The sequence below is a fragment of the Gemmobacter aquaticus genome, assembly GCF_007859075.1.
GTDB lineage: Bacteria > Pseudomonadota > Alphaproteobacteria > Rhodobacterales > Rhodobacteraceae > Gemmobacter > Gemmobacter aquaticus.
Genome location: NZ_VOAK01000022.1, coordinates 1 through 13874, shown reverse-complemented (window position 1 = coordinate 13874; position 13874 = coordinate 1). Strand labels below are relative to the sequence as shown.

The following is a 13874-nucleotide window of genomic DNA, read 5'->3' as shown; positions in this document are numbered from 1 at the left end:
TGTTCAGTCGATCGGGCGGATCAGCTTGCGGTCAAAATGGCGCAGCACCGCCGACAGTTCATGCCCGCGTCGCAGCACCTGCCCGGCCTCGCCCACCACGGCATACATGCCCTGACGGCTGCGCAGGCGGGGGCGCTTTTCGATGCGGTAGATCGGCACCTCGGCCGTCCTGCGGAAAACGCAGAACTCGGCCACGTCGCGCAGGGCGTTGATCGCATAGTCGCGCCATTCGCCCGCCGCCACCATCCGGCCATAGACCGAAAGGATCGCGCCCAGTTCTGTCCGGTCAAATCGCACAAGTTCCGGCTCGCGCGCGGCGAAGGGGATGGGCGAGGGTGGAACCGGTGGCATTATGCTCATGTTACAATGCTGACACCAAGTGCTGCCCAAATCAACTAGGCTACCGTGCCATGAAACAGCCGGAAATTGACCTATCAATTACCGAAACGGCATCGCATTTCCGCCACTGGCTGCCCCTATACCTTATCTTGTAACGAGTGACGCCCGGTGTTGCGCAGCACGTGCCCCCACCAGCATGCACCATCGGACAGGTTGTGACAGGGGCCCTCGCCAATGGTGGGGGCCTCTGTCGTCAGAACAGCCCGGATGCCAGCCTGATCGACCCCGTCTCGATCCCGCGCCAGTTGCGCTGGTGGGTGTTGACATAGCGCGAGAGTACCGGATGGGCGGGGTCAAGCGCGCCGACGCGCACCAGAAGTGCCGCAATCACCGCCTCGGAAGCGCGCGAGTTGCCGTCCTCGATCTTGACCGCGATCCCGAGTCGCTTTTCCGGCACGATCGCGACGAAAACGGCCTCGGCGCCGGTCTTGATCGCGACCCGCCCCCCCATCGCCCGCATCAGAAGCGTGCAGGCCCGCCCCTCGCCAGCCACATATTCAGGGAAGTGCGCCATGGCGCGTGTCAGACGATGCGCCGCGCGATGGCGGGCCGTGCCGGACTCGGGCGCTGCGGCAAAGAAGGCCATGGCGCGGGCAAGACCGCTGACCGTGGTCGCGAAGTTCGGGGCCGAGCAGCCGTCGATCCCGTAGCCGGGCGAGGATTCCTCGGTGACTTCTTCAAACGCGGTGCGGATCGCGCGCTGCAGGGGGTGGTCGGGGTCGACATACTCTGGCCCCGCCTTCATGTGGCGTGTCCAGGTCAGCATGCCGGCATGCTTGCCAGAGCAATTGTTGTGATACTGGCACGGACGCTCATCAGCCCGGATCAGCCGGTCGCGCTCGTCCCGGTCATAGGGCTCATGCGCGCCGCAGCGCAGATCGGATTCGGCGATGTTCAGCCCCGAAAGCCAGTTGCGCACCGCGCCGACATGCAGCGCGGCGCCCTGATGGCTTGCACAGGACAGCGCGAGCAATTCCGGCGGAAGGCCCACGGCATCGGCCGCGCCGCTTTCAACCAGGGGTAGGGCCTGAAGCATCTTGCAGGATGATCTGGGATAGATCACACGGCCCGGATCGCCCCATGCCTCGATGATTTCACCCGCATCATTGCAGATCACCGCATGGCCGCGATGCATGCTTTCCAGCAGACCACCACGCCAAAGTTCGACCATGGGCACTGCCTGCGTCATGTCTTGCGTCCTCACAGATGCGCGATTCTCTGCCCAGTGGCCTTTCGCGCCTTGCCATTTTGCTGATATGCAGGGATATCGGGTTCAGATTGCTCCTGCTACCGAAAAGCCGGTCGAACCGGCATCATGGCAGGGCGGAAAGAGGCACTTTCGGCTGGAGGCTGAGGTATGACTTCCCTTTTTGCACGCACCCTTGGCGCGGCGGCACTCATCGCCATCGCCGCGACCGGCGCGATGGCACAGGAAACCACCAACCAGGTTGCGGTCATGACGGACTGGTCGGTGTTCACCGATCCGCCGACCGGCGCGCCCAAGGAATGCTGGGGTGTGACGACGCCCAAGACATCGGAAGCCACGCGCGACGGCAAGCCCGTCAAGGCCACGCGGAGTGAGATCCAGCTGTGGATCACATTCCGGGCTGGCGAGGGCGGCAAGGGTGAGGTCAGCTATACCGGCGGCTATCCCTTCGCCAAGGATTCGACCGTTAAGGTGGATGTTGATGGCACGATCTATGAACTGTTCACCGATGGTGAATACGCCTGGACTGCCGGTGCTGACCAGGATGCCGCGCTGATCGCGGCACTGAAGCGTGGCACGACTGCGGTGATCAGCGGGGCCTCGGGCCGTGGCACCCAGACCAAGGACACCATCTCGCTGCGCGGGTTCACCGCCGCGATGGAAGAGGCCGCAAAGCGCTGCAAGTAAGCGCCCACTGACACAGATTTGGGGATGCCGCGCTGGCCATTTGGCAAGCGCGGCATTTTCATGTATGAACGGCGTTTACTCCGCCGACTCCTTCTTTTCTCCTGACTTGTCCGGACCCGCAGCCATGAACGCCCCGACCCTGACCTCGCAGGCCGCCGATCCTGTTTCGGCCCCCATCACGCAGGATGTGCTGACCATCCCGCGCAAGCTGCCCGAGGGTGGCAAGCAGAACCTCGTGGGTCTGACGCGCGATCAGTTGCGCGACGCGCTGATTGCGGCAGGAACGCCAGAGCGGCAGGCGAAGATGCGGGTCGGTCAGGTCTGGCAGTGGATCTACCACTGGGGCGTACGCGACTTTGCGGCGATGACCAATCTGGCCAAGGACTATCGCGCGCTGCTGGCCGAGCATTTCGAGGTGACGGTCCCCGAGATCGTGACGCGCCAGATCTCGGCCGATGGCACGCGCAAGTATCTTCTGCGCATCGCAGGCGGGCATGAGGTCGAGGTGGTCTATATCCCCGAGGAAACGCGGGGCACGCTTTGCATCTCCAGCCAGGTGGGCTGCACGCTGACCTGTTCCTTCTGCCATACCGGCACGCAAAAGCTGGTCCGCAACCTGACTGCCGCCGAGATCGTGGGTCAGGTGATGGTCGCACGCGATGATCTGGGCGAATGGCCGGTGCCGGGCGCACCAAAGGACGAGACCCGTCTGGTCAGCAATGTGGTGCTGATGGGTATGGGCGAGCCGCTTTATAACTTTGAAAATGTCCGCGATGCGATGAAGGTGGTCATGGATGGCGAGGGCATCAGCCTCTCGCGCCGCCGCATCACGCTTTCGACCAGCGGCATCGTGCCCGAGATTGCCCGCACCGCCGAAGAAATCGGCTGCCTGCTGGCCGTAAGCTTCCATGCCACGACCGACGAGGTGCGTGACCGCCTTGTACCGGTGAACAAGAAGTGGAACATCCAGACCCTGCTCGGCGCGCTGCGGGATTATCCGCGGCTGTCGAACAGCGAGCGTATCACCTTTGAATATGTGATGCTCAAGGGTGTGAATGACAGCGATGCCGATGCCCGGCGGCTGGTCAAGCTGATCGCCGGGATTCCGGCCAAGATCAACCTCATCCCCTTCAACGAATGGCCGGGCGCCCCGTATGAGCGGTCAGACTGGGAGCGGATCGAGGCCTTTGCCGATATCGTGTACAAGGCGGGCTATGCCTCGCCGATCCGCACGCCGCGGGGCGAGGACATTATGGCCGCCTGCGGGCAGCTGAAATCGGCAACCGAACGCCAGCGCAAGAGCCGGGCGGAGATTGCATCCGAGGCGGGGCTCTGACGCCCCACCCCGGATCCTAGATCTCCACCTCGCGCACGGGGGGCTGTGGTAGCGGGAAGCGGCGGTCGATCAGTCGGAACAAGAGCGGGTTCACCAGAATCGACACCATTGCGCCCGCAACAACCAGATCACTTGCTGCCGGTGGGACGATCGACAGGCTCTCGCCCATTACGATCAGGATGAAGGAAAACTCACCGATCTGTGCAAGACTGGCGGCAATCGTCAGCGCGCGGTCATTGGAATGGCCAAAGGCGCGCATCAGGCCCCAGGCGGCCACCGACTTCACGACGAGGATCACCAGAACGGTTGCCAGCACGGCCAATGGCGCCTCGATCAGGATTTCGGGGTTGAAGAGCATCCCGACCGACACGAAGAACAGCACGGCGAAGGCATCGCGCAGGGGGATCACATCCTTCATCGCCTGTGCCGAGAGCGTTGAGCCCGACATCACCATTCCCGCGAAGAAGGCTCCAAGCGCGAAGGACACGCCGAAGATCACCGACGATCCATAGGCAACGCCAAGGGCGATCGCGAGAACCGACAGGCGGAACAATTCCCGCGAGCCCATCCGGGCAACATAGTCCAGAAGCCAGGGTATGGCCCGCCGTCCGACCACCAGCATGATCGTAAAGAAGGCCGCGACCTTGACGCCTGTGACCAGCAGGGTAGCGGCGACAGGGCCCATGCCGATGCGGGCCACCTGTTCCGCGCTCGCCTCGATCGGAACCTCCTCGCCGCCCAGAATTCCGGCGAGCGGCGGGATCATCACCAGCGCCAGCACCATGGCCAGATCCTCGACCACCAGCCAGCCCACGGCGATGCGCCCACGCTCTGTCTGCACAAGGTCGCGTTCCTGCAGCGCGCGCAGCAGCACAACCGTCGATGCGACCGAGAGTGCGAGTCCGAAGATCAGCCCCGCACCGAGCCCCCATCCCATCAGCCAGCCGGTCGCCGTGCCCGCCGCCGTGGCCACCGCGATCTGCGCGAGCGCGCCGGGAATCGCGATGGATTTCACCGACATCAGCTCTTTCATCGAAAAGTGCAGACCAACCCCGAACATCAGCAGGATGACACCCAGCTCCGCCAGCTCACCCGCCAGCGCCTGATCTGCGACATATCCGGGCGTGAACGGCCCGATCACCATGCCTGCGAGCAGATAGCCGGCAATCAGCGGAAGGCGCAGGCGCTGCGCGACAAGGCCGAAAATGAAGGCCAGTCCAAGGCCTGCGACGATAGTGGTGATCAAGGGCGTCGCGTGGTGCAAAAATTCCTCCGTTCAGGAAAAAGGGATAGCCCAGTAAAGGCCGGGAGAGGGCCGGAAACATCGGTCGGGGCGGGAATGATGACGCCGAACGGCGCTGATCCAAAGGTAGACATCATTTGCCGAGGTGCAACCGCGACCCGGATCACAATTCCGGCCCGGTTCTTTCAGTATGTTACGAAATTGCCGGGCTTGCTTGTGGAAAACCGACTGCTAGCCTGCGTCACATGACAAAACAGGCTACCCTGACAAATGATGCCGCGCGACGGCTGTTTCTGGACCGGCACGCCTTGGCCGAGGCCCCAGCCGGACCCGCGAGTGGTGCCGCGCTTGCCGATCTGATCCGCCGCATCGGTTTTGTGCAGATCGACAGCATCAACACGGTGGCGCGGGCCCATCAGATGATCCTGTGGTCGCGTCGGCAAAGCTATCAGCCTGCCGCCCTGGAGCGTCTGCTGGAGCGTGACCGGCTGATGTGGGAACACTGGACGCACGATGCCTCGATCCTGCCGGTCGAGATGTTCGCGCACTGGACCCACCGCTTTGCCCGCAATCGTGCCCGGTTGGTCGAGCGGTGGACGGGTTGGCAGCGCGACGGATTTCACGAGAAATTCGACGAAGTGCTGCAGCGCGTGGCCGACCATGGTCCCGTCACGGCGGCAGAGGTCGGCGAGGGTGAGGCGCGCGGTTCAGGCGGCTGGTGGGACTGGCACCCGTCTAAGGCGGCGCTCGAATACCTGTGGCATGTCGGAGAGCTGTCGATCACCCGCCGCGAAGGGTTCCGCAAGGTCTATGACCTCACGGAGCGGGTCATTCCCGCCGACCATCGTGCCGCGCGCCCGGAACGCGCAGAGAGCGTTGATGTGCTGTGTGCCGCCGCCCTGGATCGGCTGGGCTTTGCCACCAGCGGCGAGATTGCGGCCTACTGGGCCGAGGTTTCGCCGACCGAGGCGAAAGACTGGGTAGCCGCGCAGCTGAAATCCGGCGCGCTGATCGAGGTGAAGGTCGAAGGCGCCGATGGCGCGTCACGCCTTCACGTGATGCGCCCCGAGGTCTTTGAGACGGACCCGACCGAGGTGACAGGCCGTCTGCGCATCCTCTCTCCTTTTGACCCCGCGCTGCGTGACCGCAAGCGCGCCGAACGTCTGTTCGGTTTCCACTACCGGATAGAGGTCTTTGTGCCCGAGCCGCAGCGCAAGTTTGGCTACTACGTGTTTCCGGTGATGGAGGGCGCGCGCCTGGTCGGCCGGATCGACGCCAAGGCCTTTCGCGACGAGGATTGCCTGCGCGTCCGTGCCTTCTGGCCCGAGACCGGTGTCAGGATGGGCGCCGGGCGGATCGCAAGGCTCGAAAACGAGCTTGCCCGCCTTGCGCGGTTCGCAGGTGTCAGCCGGCTCGATTTCACGGCAGGCTGGCTGCGCGAGACAGTGCTCTGATCAGGGGCAGGGCGTCGCGAAAGCATCAATCGCAGCGACGGCCTCTTCTGCGGTTTCGACGAACTGAAAGAGCTTCAGGTCCTCGGCGCTGATGGTGCCGGCATCCGCGAGCATCTGCCAGTTGATCAGTCGTTCCCAGAAGTCGCGCCCGAACAACAGGAAGGGAACAGGCTTCATCCGCTTGGTCTGGATCAGCGTCAGGCTTTCGAACATTTCGTCCAGCGTCCCGAAGCCGCCGGGGAAGATGCAGATCGCCTTGGCGCGCATCAGGAAGTGCATCTTGCGGATGGCGAAGTAGTGAAAGTTGAACGACAGATCCGGGGTCACATAGGCATTCGGCGCCTGTTCATGCGGCAGAACGATGTTCAGCCCGATCGACTGGCCGCCGGCCTCATGCGCGCCGCGATTGCCCGCCTCCATCACGCCCGGGCCGCCGCCGGTGATGATGACGTTCTCGCGGCCATAGCTCTCCATGCTGCGCTCGGTCATGATACGCGAAAAGCGGCGGGCCTCTTCGTAGTACCGCGACAATTCGGCCAGAACCGGGGTCTTGGCGGTATCGGCCCGCTCGGGCGCGGGGATGCGCGCACCGCCAAAGAGAACGATGGTCGATCGCACGCCGCGTTCGTCCAGAATCATCTGTGGCTTCAGCAGTTCAAGCTGCAGCCGCACCGGGCGCAATTCCTCGCGCATGAGGAAATCCGCGTCGGTAAAAGCAAGACGGTAAGCTGGCGCGCGGGTCTGCGGAGTGTCGGGAATCCGGTGTGCGGCGGCCACGTCCTGCACGCTGTCGCGGAACGGGTGGCTGCGGGTGTCGTCGGTCATCGTCTCTCCTGTCGGCGTTGCGCGGGCCTTGGGTCAGGTCTATAGCGTCAAACGACTGATCGCCATAGGGAAGGGAACGCCCATGTCCAACGCCGCCTTGGAAGCCGCCATCGAAACCGCCTGGGAAGCGCGCGACGCGATCACCCCTGCAACCAAGGGCGAGGCCCGCGATGCGGTGGAAGCCACGCTTGCGGCACTTGGGTCGGGTACACTGCGCGTGGCAGAGAAGCGCGGTCAGGACTGGCATGTGAACCAGTGGGCCAAGAAGGCCGTCCTTCTGGGGTTCCGCCTTCAGGACATGGAACTGCAGTCGGGCGGACCGCAGGGGTCGAACTGGTGGGACAAGGTCGACAGCAAGTTCGCAGGCTGGGGTGAGGCCGAGTTCCGCGCCGCAGGCTTTCGCGCGGTTCCGAACTGCGTGGTGCGGAAGTCGGCGCATATCGCCAAGGGCGTGGTCCTGATGCCAAGCTTCGTCAACCTCGGCGCCTTCGTCGATGAAGGCACGATGGTCGACACCTGGGCCACCGTCGGGTCCTGCGCGCAGATCGGCAAGAACGTCCACCTCTCGGGTGGCGTCGGCATCGGCGGCGTGCTGGAGCCGATGCAGGCCGGCCCCACCATCATCGAGGACAACTGCTTTATCGGCGCGCGGTCCGAAGTGGTCGAGGGCTGCATTGTGCGCGAGGGCTCGGTCCTTGGCATGGGCGTGTTCATTGGCAAATCGACCAAGATCGTCGACCGCGAGACCGGCGCGGTGATGTATGGTGAGGTTCCCGCAGGTTCGGTCGTCGTTGCCGGTTCGATGCCGTCGAAGAACGGGATCAACCTCTATTGCGCGGTGATCGTGAAGAAGGTTGATGCGCAGACCCGGTCGAAAACCTCGATCAACGAGCTGCTGCGCGACTGATCCGGGCCTATCGGCCTTTGGTTCCTGACGCCTGCCGGTCCCTTTCGATATTCCCCGGGGCCGGCAGTTGCGTTGACGCAGCACTCACGTGCCCGCCTGGATGGCACACCAAAGATAGCTTTACGTTGAGGGACGATGCCGCTAACGCGGCCTGATCTTGTCTTTTAAGCAGGTCCGCCATGATTGCCATTGCCTCCCGGCTTTATGGGAACTTGAAGCACGGGTTTGGATATTTGCCGATCGTGCTGGCAGTCGTGTGCGCCCTGATGTCCGCGCCCGCCCTGATGGCGGCCGAGCAGGAGCCCTTGCTTGAGGTGGAGCCCGCCGAGGGCGGCGCCGTCAACTATGACCTGACGCGTCTGGACCGCCTGCCGCAGGTTGTGATCACCACATCCACAATCTGGACAGTCGGAAAGATCCGGTTCTCTGGCCCGACATTGAAGCAGGTGCTGGCCGATGCCGGGATCAGGCATGGGGCGATCCGCCTTTCCGCGCTGAACGACTATGTCATCGACATGACGGTGGAAGAGCTTGGCGACGACGCGCCCATCGTTGCGACGCGGATGAACGGGCATACCTTTGGCGTGCGCGATAATGGCCCTTTGTGGTTGATCTACCCGTTCGACCAGAATGAGCAGTTCACCAATGACCAGATCTTTGCGAAAAGCATCTGGCAACTCGTGTCGATCAGGGTGACCGAACCGTGACAACGCCGAGCCGGGCTGAACGGCTGCTTTTGAAGTTCTCGCCACGGCTGTGGCAGATTCTTCTGATCATCGTGATCGGCCTTGGCGCACTGACCGCCATTTCCATCAGGTTTGCTGACCGGCTGGATGACGCGCGCAGCTCGCAATCGGATAATACGACTTGGCTGATTTCTCAGCTTGAGGTCGATGCACTCAAGCTTGAACGCGCGGTTACCGAGGCTCGGCTGCCAGGCAGCCCGCCGGATCTTGGGTCGATCCGGGCAGCGTTTGACATCTACCTGAGCCGGGTGCGTGTGGTCTCGGGCAACCTGATGCAGGCCACCGTACTGCGTCCCATAAGTCAGTCAGCAGACTGGTCACAGGTGCAGGACACAACTGTGAAGTTGCGGCTGCTGATTGACGTCCCTGATGAGCGCCTTCGCCAGAACCTGTCAGAGATCGCGGATCTGATGGCGGATATGCGGCGCCCCATGCGTGCCGCGGTGGTCAATTCATTGCGCCACCTGATCGAGGCGGGAACCGACAGCCGGAACGCGCTGGCCCTGCTGTTCAATCGAAGTGCCGTGGTCGCGACGGGGCTGATCGCGCTTCTGTTCCTGACGATCTGGTCGACATCCACGCTGACCAACAGCTTGCGCCGCCGAACACATGAGGCAGAGCGGAATCGATCCAACCTTGAACGCACGATCAATGCCTCACTGGACGGTGTTATTGTGGCGCGTGCCGATGGACCAGTGCAGGCCGTAAACCCGGCGGCCGAAGCCATTCTGGGATACGGGCGGGACGAGCTGATGGCCTCGACCGGCATCGTGAACCTTGTCCTGCCAGAGGCGCTGCATGATCAGCAGACCGCCATGGTGCGCGAAGTGCTGCGGGCGGCGCCTCATGGCTCGATCCCCGAGGGGCGTATCGAGCTTCTGGCGCAACGTGCCGACGGGCGTGTGATCCCGATCGAGTTGTCGCTGACCCGTGACCGCGACAGCGATGATGAGCTGATCTACATTGCCTTCCTGCGCGACATTTCCGAACGGCGGCGCTACGAGGCCTCACTGCGCGAAGCCCGGGATTCGGCGCTTTCTGCCGCCGAGACGAAGTCTCGCTTCCTCGCCATGATGAGCCATGAGATGCGCACGCCCTTGAACGGGGTGATCGCGGCGCTGGATATTCTTCGCGAAACCACCACTCTGACCGAGAGGCAAGCCCGCTTCCTTGGCATTGCGGAATCGTCGGCGCAAACCGCGCTGGAACAGATCGGGGATGTGCTGGAGCTTGCCCGCGTCGAGGGCGATGCCCCGGCCGAGCGTTCGACTGCGGTCAACCTTTCGGAACTGCTGCGCGGGTTGGCTGAACAGGCGATGCCGCTCGCAGTTCGGCGCGGCAACCTGATCGAGTTGAAGCTGCCTGCGCATGATGCGGCTTGGGTTCTGGCACCAAGGCGCACCCTGTTGCGGGTGATGATGAACCTTGTGGGCAATGCGGTGAAGTTCACTGCGGGTGGCACCATCCGGATCACGGCGGAGGTGCAACCAGCAGGGCGGGACCAGATGCAGGCACGTCTGTCGGTTGGGGATACGGGTATCGGTATCCCCGCTGACAAGATCGAAGCGATTTTTGAGCCATTCGAGACATTGGATACCGGCTACGATCGCGAAACCGAGGGGACGGGGCTTGGCCTTGGCATCGCGCGCCGCTCGATCGAGCGGATCGGTGGGGCGATCACGGTTGAAAGTACACCCGGTATGGGTAGTCTCTTCAGCGTTACATTGCCGGTCACCCTGCCGTCCCCGGACGAGATCGCTGTGACCCGGACCGAGGTTGAGCCCGTCACCACAAGTGCACCGCCCGTGCCGGTTCTGTCCGTGCTGATCGTCGAGGATAATCCGGTAAACCGGTTGGTGCTGTCCGAAATGCTGCGCTACCTCGGCCAACGTGTGACCGAGGCCGAGGATGGGAATGCGGCAATCCGGGCGGCACGCCTGCAGCGCTTCGACCTGATCTTCATGGATATATCGATGCCCGGTCTGGATGGTCTGGCGACCGCCGCCGCGATCCGGGCGGACGGCGCATCACGCGAGGCCCGCATCGTCGCGCTGACGGCGCATGGCCAACCAGAGGAACTGGAGCGATTTCGCCAGGCTGGTCTGGCCGAGGTCATGAGCAAACCCGTGACTATCGCGGCGCTGTTGCCGCGCTTGGCAGGGGTGGGTGCTGGTCAGCCGGCCAACACCGATCCGTCGGGTGAGCTGGATATGCAGGTCGTGCAAGAACTGTGTCAGTTGCTGGGTCATCCGACCCGCGAAAAGATGCTCGCCAGCTTTCTGGCTGAAGGAGAGGCGCTCCTCGTGGCGCTGGCCAGTGATGAGGACGATGGCCAGTTGACGGCTCGGGTGCACCGCCTGAAGGGGGCGGCGGCAGTAATCGGTGCGGCAGGCTTTGCCCGCAGACTTGATGCGTGCGAGGCGCAGATCGCTGCCGGCAACAGGGCGTCTTCTTTTGCCGATCTCTCTATCGCTTGGACAAATCTGCGCGTTTTGCTGGGGCGCCACTTCGTCAGCACTGGTCACGGGGCCTTGAAGTAGCTAGGCTTCGCGCGACGGCGTGGATCCGGATCCCCGTCCGCGATCAACCACGCGCAAGAGGCTCGCCAAGATGATTGCCCGCGGCACGGATATTCGCCTGCTGATCGTGGACGATCACGAGCTTGTCCGCGATCTGGTGGCGGCCCACTTGCGTGTGCAGGGCAACTTCGTGGTTGAAACCGTCGCAACGCTTGAGGCGGCACAGAACCTGATCGGGCGCGAAGGCGCCTTCGATCTTATCCTTCTGGACTATGCTCTGCCGGATTCCCGCGGCCTTGCCGAATCCGCCGTGCTGATTGCCCTCAACGAGGGCCGCCCGGTGGTTCTGTTTTCCGGCCTCGCCCGGCCAGAGACAGTGAATGAGGCGCTGACTCAGGGTTTTGCCGGTTTCATCCCGAAAAGCACACCCGCACGTGCGCTGGCAGATGCAATCCACCGTGTTCTCGACGGCGAAGTCTGGATGCCAGAAGATCTGGAAGATGTTCCGCTTCCGCCGAGACTGTCCTCACTGACCCCGCGTGAGATGGAGGTCCTGCGCGACATCCGGATCGGGCTGATGAACAAGGAGATCGCAGGCCGGATGGGGCTGAGCGAGGTCACGGTCAAGATGCACGTCCGTTCGATTTGTGCCAAATTGAAGGCGCGCAACCGCACGCAGGCCGCGATGATCGCGGCCGAGCTGATGCCGTGAATCACGAGTTTGCCGCACATCAAAAATCGTTGACAGAATCGTGAGCCGGGACTAATTGCCGCAGTGCGCGGGTTGAACTCGTGCGCCTCACTCGGTGACCGGGCCCCTCTGGCAGGAAAATCGGCGTTCCTGCGATGTCGGCACTGCGAGTTGAAGCCGCCGATGGAAAATTACCAGATGAAATCGAACCAGTCTCGCGCAGGTCGCGTTGCTGTCGTGGTCCGTAAGGGGGCCCTGCTGTCATGAGCATGTCCACGGCACAACCCAAGTCCCTGTTCGCCTATCTCAAATGGGCCATCATCTCCACCTTCATCGGCCTTGCGCTTGGCGCCTGGCTGGGGTGGAGCACAACCGGCACGCTGGCCGGAATGCTGACCGTCTTCTTTATCTGCGCGGTTCTGGCCGTTCTGGAGATCTCGCTGTCTTTCGACAATGCGATCGTGAACGCGAACAAGCTGAAAGAAATGACGCCCGTCTGGCAGCACCGCTTCCTGACCTGGGGTATCCTGATTGCCGTCTTCGGCATGCGGATCGTCTTCCCGCTTCTGATCGTGGTGATTGCTGCGAACATCGGCCCCATCGATGCGATGATCATGGCGGCCTCGCGCCCCGAAGAATACTCGCGCATCATGCACGAAGCGCATCTGCCCATCGCAGCCTTCGGTGGCACGTTCCTGATGATGGTCGCGCTGACCTACTTCTTCGACCACGACAAGGAAATCCACTGGGTTCATTGGCTGGAAAGCCGCCTGTCGCGCTATGCCGAGATCAAAGGCATCGAGATTGCCTTCGTCCTTCTGGTGATGCTGGTCTTCTCTCGCTTCATTGAAGGCGAGGCGCGCACGGTCTTCATCGTTTCGGCGATCTATGGCTTGTTGACCTTCCTTGTCGTCGAGGTGCTGGGCGGATTCCTCGACTCCACGCAAGAGGCCGCAAAGGCCACCGCGCAGGGCGGACTGGGCGCATTCCTTTACCTTGAGGTCCTGGATGCGAGCTTCTCCTTCGACGGTGTGATCGGCGCGTTTGCTCTGACGCAGAACCTGTTCGTCATCGCAATCGGCCTTGGTATCGGTGCGATGTATGTGCGGTCGATGACGATCATGCTGGTGGAGCGTGGTACGCTGACCCAATACCGCTTCCTGGAACACGGCGCGTTCTACGCCATCCTGATCCTGTCGGTGATCATGTATGTGCAGACGATCTATCACATTCCCGAGGTCATCACCGGACTTGGCGGTGCAGCGCTGATCGGGGTGGCGCTCTGGTCGTCGATCCGCTGGAATCGCAACAGTGAGGCTGCCGAATAGGTCAGTTGTTTTCGCAGAGGTTTATGAAGCCCGCTGTTATGGCGGGCTTTTTTCATGTGTTTTGCGTGTCAGTTCACGGGCGCGAGTCGGCACTTTGCGGGGGTTGCAGCGGTTTTGGCGCCGATTCCCGTGCTGGGGAGGGGCCGAGGTGTGGAATGTCACCTGATCTGCGGGATCTAGGGGTGTTTTCTTGTTGCTTGTGGTTTGTGCGGGTTGCCAAGGAAACAAGGGAAGTGCGACGGTGATGTGAAGAATTTTGGTGTTTTGGTGCATTTTCCTCTTGCGGGTTTTGGTTGGTGGGCCTAGATACCGCTCCACCGAACGACGGCAGCGTCGTGAGGGACGGAGACGAGGTTTGGCGGCGCGCCAAGGAAATGGCGCGGTGCTGGATTTTTTGCCTTCGGTGCTCTTTGACATTGATAGAAACTGAAGAGATATGTGGGCGGTTTGGTCGTTTCGACGATTGGATGCTTGCATATCGGCCTACTAGCTTCGGCGATGATGTAGGTTACAGCTTCACTGTTTTGCGGCT

Annotated in this window: 12 protein-coding genes; 8 read left to right on the top strand and 4 right to left on the bottom strand. The window is 62.5% G+C overall.

Annotated features, from left to right (window positions below; translation table 11 throughout):
- Nucleotides 1-3 precede the first annotated feature (3 nt).
- Nucleotides 4-360, bottom strand: coding sequence for a DUF2794 domain-containing protein (locus FQU74_RS13155; protein WP_146286936.1), 357 nt, complete (start codon nt 358-360; stop codon nt 4-6).
- Nucleotides 361-592: 232 nt separating this feature from the next.
- Complete coding sequence (locus FQU74_RS13150; protein WP_146286935.1) at nt 593-1588, bottom strand: asparaginase; 996 nt, start codon at nt 1586-1588, stop codon at nt 593-595.
- A gap of 168 nt (nt 1589-1756) precedes the next feature.
- On the opposite strand from FQU74_RS13150, the gene FQU74_RS13145 reads away from it, so the two are divergent.
- Both FQU74_RS13145 and rlmN read left to right on the top strand, forming a co-directional pair.
- Nucleotides 1757-2293: an invasion associated locus B family protein gene (locus FQU74_RS13145; protein ID WP_146286934.1), complete on the top strand. Its 537-nt coding sequence runs from the start codon at nt 1757-1759 to the stop codon at nt 2291-2293.
- 124 nt (nt 2294-2417) lie between these two features.
- Complete coding sequence (gene rlmN / locus FQU74_RS13140; protein WP_146286933.1) at nt 2418-3629, top strand: dual-specificity RNA methyltransferase RlmN; 1212 nt, start codon at nt 2418-2420, stop codon at nt 3627-3629.
- 16 nt (nt 3630-3645) lie between these two features.
- Here the strand turns inward: rlmN and FQU74_RS13135 are convergent, their stop codons facing one another.
- The gene (locus FQU74_RS13135) at nt 3646-4875 is read right to left on the bottom strand and encodes a cation:proton antiporter domain-containing protein (protein ID WP_229704393.1); all 1230 of its coding nucleotides are present in this window, start codon (nt 4873-4875) and stop codon (nt 3646-3648) included.
- A gap of 242 nt (nt 4876-5117) precedes the next feature.
- Between FQU74_RS13135 and FQU74_RS13130 the strand changes: the two genes are divergently transcribed.
- Nucleotides 5118-6326 (top strand): winged helix-turn-helix domain-containing protein, encoded by a 1209-nt coding sequence (locus tag FQU74_RS13130; RefSeq protein WP_146286931.1) that lies wholly within the window; start codon nt 5118-5120, stop codon nt 6324-6326.
- Here the strand turns inward: FQU74_RS13130 and FQU74_RS13125 are convergent, their stop codons facing one another.
- Nucleotides 6327-7151, bottom strand: a complete 825-nt coding sequence (locus FQU74_RS13125; protein WP_146286930.1) for an LOG family protein — start codon at nt 7149-7151, stop codon at nt 6327-6329.
- Between the two features lie 82 nt (nt 7152-7233).
- On the opposite strand from FQU74_RS13125, the gene dapD reads away from it, so the two are divergent.
- The 5 genes from dapD to FQU74_RS13100 all read left to right on the top strand — a co-directional run bounded on the left by dapD (nt 7234) and on the right by FQU74_RS13100 (nt 13342).
- Complete coding sequence (gene dapD / locus FQU74_RS13120; protein WP_146286929.1) at nt 7234-8058, top strand: 2,3,4,5-tetrahydropyridine-2,6-dicarboxylate N-succinyltransferase; 825 nt, start codon at nt 7234-7236, stop codon at nt 8056-8058.
- 266 nt (nt 8059-8324) lie between these two features.
- Entirely contained in the window at nt 8325-8765 is a 441-nt protein-coding gene (locus FQU74_RS13115; protein ID WP_146286928.1) for a putative pterin-binding protein, read from the top strand.
- On the top strand, nt 8762-11344 hold the full coding sequence (locus tag FQU74_RS13110) for an ATP-binding protein (protein WP_146286927.1): 2583 nt from the start codon (nt 8762-8764) through the stop codon (nt 11342-11344). Before FQU74_RS13115 ends, FQU74_RS13110 begins: the two co-directional genes overlap by 4 nt.
- Before the next feature lie 19 nt (nt 11345-11363).
- Entirely contained in the window at nt 11364-12035 is a 672-nt protein-coding gene (locus FQU74_RS13105) for a response regulator transcription factor (RefSeq protein WP_158635589.1), read from the top strand.
- Nucleotides 12036-12283: 248 nt separating this feature from the next.
- Nucleotides 12284-13342: a DUF475 domain-containing protein gene (locus FQU74_RS13100; RefSeq protein WP_206665034.1), complete on the top strand. Its 1059-nt coding sequence runs from the start codon at nt 12284-12286 to the stop codon at nt 13340-13342.
- Nucleotides 13343-13874: the final 532 nt, after the last annotated feature.

What these genes read in the sequence shown, in the direction of transcription:
- FQU74_RS13155 (WP_146286936.1), bottom strand. Translation starts at nt 360, where the DNA reads ATGAGCATAATGCCACCGGTTCCACCCTCGCCCATCCCCTTCGCCGCG.
- FQU74_RS13150 (WP_146286935.1), bottom strand. Translation starts at nt 1,588, where the DNA reads ATGACGCAGGCAGTGCCCATGGTCGAACTTTGGCGTGGTGGTCTGCTG.
- FQU74_RS13145 (WP_146286934.1), top strand. Translation starts at nt 1,757, where the DNA reads ATGACTTCCCTTTTTGCACGCACCCTTGGCGCGGCGGCACTCATCGCC.
- rlmN (WP_146286933.1), top strand. Translation starts at nt 2,418, where the DNA reads ATGAACGCCCCGACCCTGACCTCGCAGGCCGCCGATCCTGTTTCGGCC.
- FQU74_RS13130 (WP_146286931.1), top strand. Translation starts at nt 5,118, where the DNA reads ATGACAAAACAGGCTACCCTGACAAATGATGCCGCGCGACGGCTGTTT.
- FQU74_RS13125 (WP_146286930.1), bottom strand. Translation starts at nt 7,151, where the DNA reads ATGACCGACGACACCCGCAGCCACCCGTTCCGCGACAGCGTGCAGGAC.
- dapD (WP_146286929.1), top strand. Translation starts at nt 7,234, where the DNA reads ATGTCCAACGCCGCCTTGGAAGCCGCCATCGAAACCGCCTGGGAAGCG.
- FQU74_RS13115 (WP_146286928.1), top strand. Translation starts at nt 8,325, where the DNA reads ATGTCCGCGCCCGCCCTGATGGCGGCCGAGCAGGAGCCCTTGCTTGAG.
- FQU74_RS13100 (WP_206665034.1), top strand. Translation starts at nt 12,284, where the DNA reads ATGTCCACGGCACAACCCAAGTCCCTGTTCGCCTATCTCAAATGGGCC.